The sequence below is a fragment of the Viscerimonas tarda genome (assembly GCF_054601255.1).
The window spans coordinates 109,076-119,284 of sequence record NZ_BAAHWV010000009.1; the positions used below are offsets into that span (position 1 = coordinate 109,076).

The following is a 10,209-nucleotide window of genomic DNA, read 5'->3' on the forward strand; positions in this document are numbered from 1 at the left end:
TTCATCTCAATAGAAAATAGCATCAGAATTTGCCATTTTTCCCGTAGGGGATACACAGATGAACAGGTGAATGTACTACGGACAATTTATGAGGGGGATTTAGCCTGTTTTCTATTGACATGTAAGCCCGATGGGCTATGATTTTGAGGGTTTAAACACAGGGTTTTGCGGTGCAATACTGTCAAATAACTCGGCTGCAAGGATAATAATTTCTTGGGGATTCCATGCGTATTTTTTCCTTTTTTTATCTGCCTCAATTTTGTACAGGGCAAACCATGAAAAAATTTAGTACTACTGTTACGAATGAGATTCCTCCCTTTGGCGCAAGTTTGCAACTTGCGCCTAAAATACAGGCAGTTTTCAACTGCCACGAAGTTACAAACTTCGTAAATTATCGGCACAAGTTGCAAACTTGCGCCAAAGGGGGCCTACCTGACGGCACGCTACGATGGCTGGGTATCGGTTCTCTGCCAACATTATGTTCCTGACGGAACAGGAGAAACATATTTAATTCTCAATTCTCAATTCAAAAACTATTTGCTTGCATTTCTCTTTTTATTCTTCTTTTTTTCGTACTTTTGTACCGCGTACCGTATAGATTACAAAGACATGAACTCAATCAGGAACAGTAAGAAGTATCTCACCGTGATGAAACAGGTACTATTTTTCGCTTTTTTAATGGCGCTGATCTGTGTCAACGAGCTGTCGGCAGCTACTTATTTTACGGTGGTCATCGATCCGGGACACGGCGGGAAAGATGGCGGCGCCGTGAGGGGCGACAGCAAAGAAAAAGAGATTAATCTGGCTGTGGCTCTTAACTTAGGCAAACTGATAGAAGACAACTTTTCGGACGTAAAAGTTGTATATACCCGTAAAACAAATGTTTTTGTCGATTTGTACAGGCGGGCGGAAATAGCCAACAAGGAGAAAGCCAATTTGTTTATATCCATCCACACCAACTCCACAGCAGCCAAAACCACTACTGCCACAGGCGTAGATACCTATATACTGGGGCTCGCCCGAAGCGAAGAGAACAAAGAAGTGCAGCAGCGCGAAAACGCCGTTATCCTGCTCGAAGATAACTATAAACAACGCTATCAGGGCTTCGACCCCAATTCGCCCGAATCGTACATTATCTTCGAGTTTATGACCAACAAATACATGGAACAAAGCCTTGAATTTGCTGCCTCGTTGCAACAGAATTTCAAGTCGGTGTCCAAACGCAGCGACCGTGGCGTGAAGCAGGCGGGATTTTTGGTGTTGCGGGAAACGGCCATGCCAAGCGTATTGATTGAATTGGGCTTCATCAATAATCCGGCCGAAGCAAAATACCTGACATCGGCCATTGGCCAGCGAACATTGGCCAGCGCTATTTTTGCCGGATTTAAAAACTACAAAAAAGAATTTGATAAAAAGCAAGGCTCTAAAAGCATCACATCCGCCGAAGACGAATCCGTTCAAAATCCGGTAGTAGAAACTAAAAAAGATAACGACCGCAAGTATGTAAATAAACCTGCCAAGCCTGTTGTTTCGCAGCCTGTTCAGCCACAGGTAAATGTACCGGATTCTCAGGTTCCGCCGAAACAGACGGCGAGCAATCCTTTGGGTTTTGTATCGAAACCAAAGCACGAGCCGGTGATAGTTTCTCAACCCAAAGCAAACCTTCCTACCGAACAACCGAAGGTGGAACAGCCAACAAAACCGGCGACCGAACCGGCGACTGCAAAACCGGTAACTGAAACATCCAGCGCAAAACCGGCAACAAGCTCCAACGAAACAGAGTATCGTGTGCAAATACTCACCAGCGGCGCCGAAATCAGTGCCGGATCACCAAAACTGAAAGGCCTGTCGCCGGTCGGTTTCTATATTGACAAAGGAACTTATAAATACACTTATGGCTCGACCACCGACTATAACGAAGCCCTCATGTTACAGCGTGAGGCTAGAGCTAAGTTTAGCGACGCCTTTATTGTTGAGTTCAAAAACGGAAAACGCATTAAATAAAGAGAAATGAAGAGAAAAATAGCGAAAGAAGTAAAAATAGGAATATCATTCATTGTTTGTGTATTTATTTTATACTTCGGAATCAGCTTCCTCAAAGGAGTGAACCTGTTTAAACCAACCAACTCTTACTTGGTGGTCTTTGAAGATGTAACCGACCTCACACTGTCGAGCCCTGTTATACTGAACGGCTACAAAGTGGGAACGGTTTACGACATGAATATTGATGAAGCCAATCCTCGCTGGATTCTGACCGTAATTAATCTGGACAGAGGGGTAAGAATACCAAAAGGAAGCCGGTTCGAGATACAAGCATCGGTATTGGGGAGCGCGACGGTTGTAATCAGACCGAATTATGAAACAAGCGAGTTTTATTCTGCGACAGATACCATCAGAGGCAAGCGTCCCCTCGGGATGCTTGAAACAGTATCGAACGACCTTATGCCGCAAATAGCCGTGTTGATTCCACACATCGACTCCATTCTTATCGGCTTGGAAAGAACGGTCAATCATCCGGCCTTAAACCAATCGCTTGATAATATTGGCTCGGCTACCACCGAACTCAAGACCTCCATGAAGCAGTTGAATGCTTTGCTGGCAACGCTCAACCACGATGTGCCGGCCATAACAAAAAACCTAACTGCCATATCCAACGACCTTTCAGCCGTAACATCTCAGGCTAAATCCATAGATTTGGCATCGGCCTACAATTCCCTCGATTCTACTTTAAATAATATTCAGGCGTTGAGCGAAAAAATCAATTCCAAGGATAACTCGATGGGGCTGCTGCTGAACGATACGCAGTTGCACGATAGTTTGACCTCGACTTTGAATAATGCTTCGCTGTTGTTGAAGGACATAAAAGAGAATCCTTCGAGGTATATAAAAATAAAAGTGTTTTAGTTTCCGTTATTTAGATTGATTTTAAATAAAAAAAGTTACTCATTTTTTTTAATTCCGCAATTTTAGCGGTTCTAAGAATAATGGCATTTTATATTCAAGGGGGTAATTGTCGGAGAAATTATTTTATCTATTTGTTTTACAGTTGCTTACGGTGTCGAAAAGTAGGCTGATGATATGTTGTTTCAGGAGCGAGGCTTAATAATTTTGGAATGAATTAGTTATATCATTTTCATAAAATCCAAATTTTAGAGCGTTTTTTTTTAATAAATTAAATTTCGATTTTTGTAAAGGCTAAGAGTTTTAGTAGCTGAAGAAAAGATAATCAATGAAAAGTGATAGCAATACAAATGTCCAGTATTTATGGAATAATTGTTTGAGGGTTATCCGGGATAATGTACCCGAGACAACTTTCGAAACATGGTTTTCGCCTATCGTACCGTTGAGTTATGATGGGAAGGTATTTATGATACAAGTGCCAAGCCAATTTTTCTATGAATATCTTGAAGAAAAATTTATTGATCTTCTCCGCGCTTCCTTGTACAAGGAGGTGGGAAGCGAGACCATTTTGAGCTACCGCATATTGATGGAGAATACCACAAATACTCAGGTAGAGTATAGAGGTGAGGCCAAACCATTGAGCTTTGAAAAGATAACCCCCAAGCAGGCCAATAAAGCGCCCAATCCCTTCCATAAAACGGTGGCGGAAGAATTCGATTCCCAACTGAATTCCAAATACAGGTTCGACAACTTTTTTAAGGGCGAAAGCAATATCGTTGCCCGTACGGCAGGCGAAACCGTAGCCGGTAATCCGGGTAAAACGGCTTTCAACCCCTTGTTTTTACATGGCGGATCGGGTGTAGGTAAAACCCACTTGTGCCATGCGATAGGTACGCGCATCAAAGAATTGTCGCCCGAAACAAGAGTATTGTACGTTTCGGCTCACCTGTTTAAGGTACAATATACCGATGCAACACGTTTCAATACCGTAAACGATTTCATTAATTTCTATCAGGGGATTGACGTGCTTATTATTGACGATGTGCATGAACTGACCGGATTGGAAAAAACCCAGAATACCTTCTTCCATATTTTCAACCATTTACACCAGAACAATAAGCAATTGATACTTACCTGCGATAAAGCTCCCGTGGAGTTGCAGGGCTTGGAAGAAAGGTTGCTGACCCGTTTCAGATGGGGATTGACCGCCAAATTGGAAAGTCCCGACAAGGAACTGAGGCTGAAGATATTGAAAAATAAAATATTGATTGACGGATTAACGATTCCCGATGATGTTTTGGACTTCATAGCCGAAAATGTAACCGAAAACGTGCGGGATTTGGAAGGTGTAATCGTCTCGTTAATGGCGCACTCGGTCATTTACAACAAAGAGGTGGACTTGACGCTTGCAAAAAGGGTGATTGGTCAGGCCATAAAGAAAATCGAAAAGAAAAAACTGACCATTGACAACATCACCGAAGTTGTTTGTAAGCACTTCAATATAAAGAGCGAACTGATACATACCGCCTCACGCAAGCGGGAAATTGTTCAGGCCCGTCAGGTAACCATGTACCTCTCGAAACGATACACCGAGATGTCGTTGTCGCAAATAGGAACCATTATCGGCAAAAAGAACCACGCAACAGTGCTCCACTCGTGCCGCATGGTAAAAGACCAGATAGAAGTTGACAAAGGCTTCCGCAACGATATTGCAGAAATAGAGAAGAAGCTTAAGATATAAGTTAAGTTTCAAGTTCAAAGTTATTGTAGAGACGTGGCGTGCCACGTCTTTTTTATTAACATACCGGAAATGTGTGGGTAAATATCCGAACACCGGAAGAACGCAAATTGCGCAAATTACACAAATTCACGCAAATAATTTTATGAATTGATTATTTTAAACCATATATAAATGGCGATAATTTGCGTAATTTGCGTTCCAATATTCCGTATCCCCTGTGATATAAATTCGCATCCAATGGTCGCGGCACGCCACAACCCTACAACCCGAAACCTTGAACTTTGAACTTTGAACCTGAAACTTTAAGCCTAAGATAAAACCACCTTTTCAATTACCTGCGGAAAATGTGCGTATTCCAATTGATGAACCTTACTTGCTACATCTTCGCAGGTATCTGCCGGTAAAACCTTGCATTTGGCCTGAAACAGGATATTTCCCTCGTCGTAATTTTCGTTTACATAATGGATGGTTATGCCCGATTCTGTTTCGCCCGCTTCCACAACCGCTTTATGAACACGGTCGCCATACATTCCTTTCCCGCCATATTTTGGTAACAGGGCCGGATGGATATTTATTATTTTATTGGGATAGGCATTGATGAGTTTTTGGGGAATTTTTAATAGAAATCCGGCAAGAACGATAAAATCGACCCGCCGTTTTGCCAAAAAATCCACAATTTTGTCTGCTTCGGCAAAATCTTCCTTCGAAAAACTGAAAGATTCGATACCCAAGCGTTTTGCCCGTTCATGCACGTAAGCATCGGGCTTATTCGATACAAAGCTGTCGATGCAAATCAGCTTATTATCAGCTAAATACCTTGTGATATTCTCGGCGTTTGAACCCGACCCGGAGGCGAAAATGGCAACTCTAATCATCTGCTTATTTTTTTTGATATTATGCACACAACTGCTAAAAATGTGCAACTTTAACTTTTTTCTAGGCAAAATATTTGTCTTATATGGATAAAAAACCTTTCCTTTGCACCGACAAAATTAAAAATAAAAAACTAATTATTAATTAAAATCAAAAAGTTATGTCTGAAGTAGCATCAAAAGTAAGAGCTATTATTGTTGATAAATTAGGCGTTGAAGAAACAGAAGTTACTGACACTGCTAGCTTTACAAACGATTTAGGAGCTGATTCACTCGACACTGTTGAACTGATCATGGAATTTGAAAAAGAATTTGGTATCTCTATTCCTGATGATCAAGCAGAAAAAATTGGAACAGTAGGAGACGCCGTTACCTACATCGAAGCTAATGCAAAATAATCTAATTCCTTGCAACAACAATCTATGGAATTAAAAAGAGTAGTAGTAACAGGTCTGGGGGCAGTAACACCTATTGGCAACGATGTTGAAACAACATGGAAAAATGCCTTAAACGGGGTTAGTGGCGCCGGGCCTATTACTCAATTCGATGCATCAAAATTTAAAACCCGGTTTGCTTGCGAAGTAAAAGACTTCGACCCATCCAAGTATTTGGACAGGAAAGAGGCCCGCAAGTGCGACAGATATACCCAATTGGCTATTGCCGCTGCCGAGGAAAGCCTCGAAGATGCAGCTCTGGATTATGAAAAAATTGATCTGGACAGGGTGGGTGTAATTATGTCGGCGGGCATCGGAGGTATCAAAACCTTTGAAGAGGAAGTTGGTAATTACGCAACACACGAAGAGCTAGGGCCTAAATTCAACCCGTTCTTCATCCCGAAAATGATTTCCGACATCGCATCAGGACATATTTCTATCCGTCATGGATTCCGCGGTCCTAATTTCGGAACAGTATCGGCTTGTGCGTCATCTACTCACAGCGCTATCACCGCATTCGACCTGATTCGCTTAGGAAAAGCAAATATAATTTTGGCCGGAGGAGCCGAAGCAGCCGTATGCACATCCGGCGTTGGAGGCTTTAACGCTCTGACAGCCTTATCTACACGTAACGATTCGCCCGAAACAGCATCCCGCCCGTTTAGCGCCAGCCGCGACGGCTTTGTGCTTGCCGAAGGCGCCGCCTGCCTGGTTTTTGAAGAATTGGAACATGCATTGGCACGTGGAGCTAAAATTTATGCCGAAGTGGTCGGAGGCGGAATGTCGGCAGACGCCTATCATCTAACCGCTTCGCATCCCGAAGGGGCTGGGGCAAAAATAGCCATGAAAAGCGCGCTTCAGGATGCCAATATGGAACCATCGGGGATTGATTACGTGAATGTTCACGGAACATCGACACCCGTAGGAGACCCGTCCGAAGTAAAAGCAATTCAGGAAATATTTGGCGACCACGCTTACAAGCTGAATATAAGTTCTACAAAATCAATGACAGGACACCTGTTGGGCGCTGCCGGAGCTGTAGAAGCCTTGTTCTGTACCCTTTCGGTTCAGAATGACATCGTCCCTCCCACTATCAACTTTGAGGGAGACGAAGATCCTAATATTGATTATAAACTGAACTTTACTTTTAATAAAGCACAGAAAAGAGTTGTGAATGCCGCTTTATCAAACACCTTTGGTTTTGGTGGACACAATGCTTGTGTTATCATTAAAAAGTATAAGAACCAGTGATTAAAAAACTATATCGAAGCATAAGGTCTTTTCCCAAAAGGAAAAAAGAGCCTTATGCTTCTTTTTATAAAGTCCTGAACTTCTATCCCCACAACATAGCCCTCTACGAACAGGCTTTTCTGCACAAGTCTTCGTCGATGAAGATGAAGGACGGGCGATGGATAAACAACGAGCGTCTCGAATTTCTCGGCGATGCCATACTGGATGCCATTGTTGCCGATATTTTATTCAAGGAATTTGAATACAAGAAAGAAGGATTCCTTACCAACACCCGCTCGAAAATAGTTCAACGCGAAACCTTAAACAAATTGGCGGTAGATTTGGGACTGGATAAGTTAATCAAATCTTCGGCCCGAAACACAGCCCATAAAACCTACATGTACGGCAATGCCTTGGAAGCCCTGATAGGCGCCATTTACCTCGACCAGGGATACCGGGCAGCCAAACGCTTTGTTTACGAACGCCTCATAAAGGAACGCCTGAACATGAATTCGGTGGCGCACAAGGAAGTAAACTTCAAGTCGCGACTGATAGAATGGGGACAAAAAAACAAAATTGAGATAAGCTTCGACCTGATAGAAACCTTTATTGATAAAGAAAATAATCCGGTCTTTCAAACAGCCGTAGTCATTTGCGGAGAAACCGCCGGTACAGGCACAGGCTACTCCAAAAAAGAATCGCAGCAAATGGCCGCTAAAATAGCCTACAAGCGACTCAAGAAAGACGATGCCTACAAAGAGCTTCTCTACCAAAAGAGAGAACAGGAACAACAGCAAGCGCCTGCTTCCGAAATTTCGGAAATTGCAGGAGAAGAGGCGAATGACGATGTACTGCCTCAGGAATAATCCAATCCAACCGCATTTTTAACTAACTTGTCCTAAACATTTGGTTGTGCCTTAGCGTTATAACCTCACTATGAACAATAATCATCTTATTAAAGGCATTATTTTAGTGGCTATTGGCGCGGCAAGTTATGGTGTGCTGGCAACATTTGTCAAGCTGGGCGGCGATGATGGCTATTCCACAGCCGAGCTGACTTTTTCTCAAGCGGTGGTTGGCCTGGTTGTGTTGTTTGTCATGAATCTGTTGTCGGGTAAACTCAACAAGGCACAAGCAACACGAACTCCTACCAAGCGCGAAAAAATAAATTTAATACTGGGCGGAATACCTTTGGGCCTTACAAGCTCTTTCTACTACATGTCCCTGACTTATGTTTCGGTATCGGTGTGTATTGTGCTGTTGATGCAATCGGTGTGGATGGGATCGGTTCTCGATTTAATCGTAAACAAAACAAAACCCACAAAAGGGAAATTGCTAGCCATCCTCATCGTGTTGATAGGAACAGTATTGTCAACCAACATGCTGAATTCCGAAATAGTACTCAATTGGGAGGGGATTTTCTGGGGAATGCTGGCGGCATTGTCCTATACGTTTACGATGTTTTCGTCTAACCGGATTGCGGTCAGGTATCCGGCCCTAACCCGCAGCCTTTATATGATGATAGGATCGTTATGTATTGTAAGCATCGTATGGGGATATTCGTTGTTTCAACATTTCGATGTAACTGTTCTGCTGAAATGGGGGCTGATTCTGGCGCTTTTCGGCACTATTTTTCCGCCGCTATTCTTCACCAAAGGGATGCCTATCACCGGAATGGGACTGGGGAGCATCCTCGCATCCATCGAGTTGCCGGTCTCCGTATTGATGGCCGGAATTGTTCTCCACGAAGAAGTCGATTGCATCCAGTGGGTAGGAATTGTGCTGATTATAGTAGCCGTGGTAGTTATGAATTATTCGTTGATTCGGGGGAAAGGAGATAAGTAGAGCAAAAAATAAGATCGCTATAATGTGAGAAGTGGAAAAATAATTCCACTTTTTTTGTGGAATTATAAAAAGAGTATTACATTTGCTGGACGAATAACAACGGTATGGAAATTGGTTTTGAAAAGGAATATTTGCGCGAACTCTACAAAACCGGCAAGACAACGGATAAAAAATACCGTTTTCAGCCGCAGATAGTAGTAAAGTATCGTAAAGTAATTGATACACTTGAAAAAGCCGCGAGAGTTGAGGATTTATTTGCAATCAGCTCATTGCACTATGAAAAGTTACAAGGCGACAAAAAGGGAGTTGAATCCGTCAGGGTAAACGACCAATACCGTGTAGAGTTTATCACGAGCAAAGTCCTTTCCGAAACCGTTGCAACAGTCTGTAATATAATAGAATTGTCGAATCATTATAAATAAATCGTTATGGGAAATATAGGATTTGGATTTACCCCAACACACCCGGGCGAAGTCTTGAAAGATGAAATAGAATACCGTGGCCTGGCGCAGACTAAACTTGCTACACAGATGGGGATATCGTACAAAATATTGAACGATATACTTAACGAACGCCGCCCCATTACCACCACCACAGCAATGCTCTTTGAAGCCGCATTGGATATAGATTCCGGCTTATTGATGCGTTTGCAACTGAAATACAACATGCATGTGGCAAGCAAGGACAAAACCCTTGCCAAACGCCTTGCTGTAGTACGCAAAGCGGTAGCAGTACTTTAATAATAACAACATGGAGATTGGTTTTGAAAAGGAATATTTGCGCGAACTGAATGAAACTGGTAAAACAACGGACAAAAAATATCGTTTTCAGCCTCAAGTAGTGAAAAAATACCAGCAAGTGGTTGGTATCTTGGAGTCTGTATCGAGCGTTGAAAAGTTATATCCATACAATGCGCTGCATTATGAAAAATTGCAAGGCGACAAAAAAGGAATCGAATCTGTCAGGGTAAACGACCAATACCGAATTGAGTTCACCACACGCCAAGTTCTTTCCGAAACCCTTGTAACACTCTGTAATATAATAGAATTGTCAAATCACTAAGTAAGTGTTCATAATTAGTTTGTATAAAATATTTAGTTTGTCTTTCCGTTCTAGTATGGTATATACAATTAGGAATGGGAAAGATAAAGAAACTGGAATTAACAGTTGCCCAGCGAGGGCAACT

General features: G+C 42.5%; 12 protein-coding genes. 11 read left to right on the forward strand and 1 reads right to left on the reverse strand.

The features are described from left to right. Positions 1-275 precede the first annotated feature (275 nt). The 4 genes from ACYPWY_RS05850 (at position 276) to dnaA (ending at position 4,642) form a co-directional block, all read left to right on the forward strand. The gene (locus ACYPWY_RS05850) at positions 276-488 is read left to right on the forward strand and encodes a hypothetical protein (protein ID WP_459684498.1); all 213 of its coding nucleotides are present in this window, start codon (positions 276-278) and stop codon (positions 486-488) included. A 121-nt stretch (positions 489-609) separates the two neighbouring features. Next, positions 610-2,004 carry an N-acetylmuramoyl-L-alanine amidase family protein gene (locus ACYPWY_RS05855; RefSeq protein WP_459684499.1) on the forward strand — a complete coding sequence of 465 codons (1,395 nt, stop codon included), beginning with the start codon at positions 610-612 and terminating at the stop codon, positions 2,002-2,004. Between the two features lie 6 nt (positions 2,005-2,010). Beyond that, positions 2,011-2,904 (forward strand): MlaD family protein, encoded by an 894-nt coding sequence (locus ACYPWY_RS05860; RefSeq protein ID WP_459684500.1) that lies wholly within the window; start codon positions 2,011-2,013, stop codon positions 2,902-2,904. A gap of 325 nt (positions 2,905-3,229) precedes the next feature. After that, positions 3,230-4,642, forward strand: coding sequence for a chromosomal replication initiator protein DnaA (gene dnaA / locus ACYPWY_RS05865; RefSeq protein WP_459684501.1), 1,413 nt, complete (start codon positions 3,230-3,232; stop codon positions 4,640-4,642). 308 nt (positions 4,643-4,950) lie between these two features. On the opposite strand, the gene purN is transcribed toward dnaA, so the two are convergent. Continuing rightward, entirely contained in the window at positions 4,951-5,517 is a 567-nt protein-coding gene (gene purN / locus ACYPWY_RS05870) for a phosphoribosylglycinamide formyltransferase (RefSeq protein WP_459684502.1), read from the reverse strand. A 158-nt stretch (positions 5,518-5,675) separates the two neighbouring features. On the opposite strand from purN, the gene ACYPWY_RS05875 reads away from it, so the two are divergent. The 7 genes from ACYPWY_RS05875 (at position 5,676) to ACYPWY_RS05905 (ending at position 10,085) form a co-directional block, all read left to right on the forward strand. Continuing rightward, positions 5,676-5,912 carry an acyl carrier protein gene (locus ACYPWY_RS05875; RefSeq protein WP_459684503.1) on the forward strand — a complete coding sequence of 79 codons (237 nt, stop codon included), beginning with the start codon at positions 5,676-5,678 and terminating at the stop codon, positions 5,910-5,912. 24 nt (positions 5,913-5,936) lie between these two features. Continuing rightward, positions 5,937-7,199: a beta-ketoacyl-ACP synthase II gene (fabF, locus tag ACYPWY_RS05880; protein ID WP_459684504.1), complete on the forward strand. Its 1,263-nt coding sequence runs from the start codon at positions 5,937-5,939 to the stop codon at positions 7,197-7,199. Then, positions 7,196-8,044 carry a ribonuclease III gene (gene rnc, locus ACYPWY_RS05885; protein WP_459684505.1) on the forward strand — a complete coding sequence of 283 codons (849 nt, stop codon included), beginning with the start codon at positions 7,196-7,198 and terminating at the stop codon, positions 8,042-8,044. Before fabF ends, rnc begins: the two co-directional genes overlap by 4 nt. A 70-nt stretch (positions 8,045-8,114) precedes the next feature. Continuing rightward, positions 8,115-9,023, forward strand: a complete 909-nt coding sequence (locus ACYPWY_RS05890) for an EamA family transporter (protein ID WP_459684506.1) — start codon at positions 8,115-8,117, stop codon at positions 9,021-9,023. Between the two features lie 104 nt (positions 9,024-9,127). Next, positions 9,128-9,445, forward strand: coding sequence for a type II toxin-antitoxin system RelE/ParE family toxin (locus ACYPWY_RS05895; protein ID WP_459684507.1), 318 nt, complete (start codon positions 9,128-9,130; stop codon positions 9,443-9,445). 6 nt (positions 9,446-9,451) lie between these two features. After that, on the forward strand, positions 9,452-9,763 hold the full coding sequence (locus ACYPWY_RS05900) for a HigA family addiction module antitoxin (protein WP_459684508.1): 312 nt from the start codon (positions 9,452-9,454) through the stop codon (positions 9,761-9,763). A 10-nt stretch (positions 9,764-9,773) separates the two neighbouring features. After that, positions 9,774-10,085 carry a type II toxin-antitoxin system RelE/ParE family toxin gene (locus ACYPWY_RS05905; protein WP_459684509.1) on the forward strand — a complete coding sequence of 104 codons (312 nt, stop codon included), beginning with the start codon at positions 9,774-9,776 and terminating at the stop codon, positions 10,083-10,085. Positions 10,086-10,209: the final 124 nt, after the last annotated feature.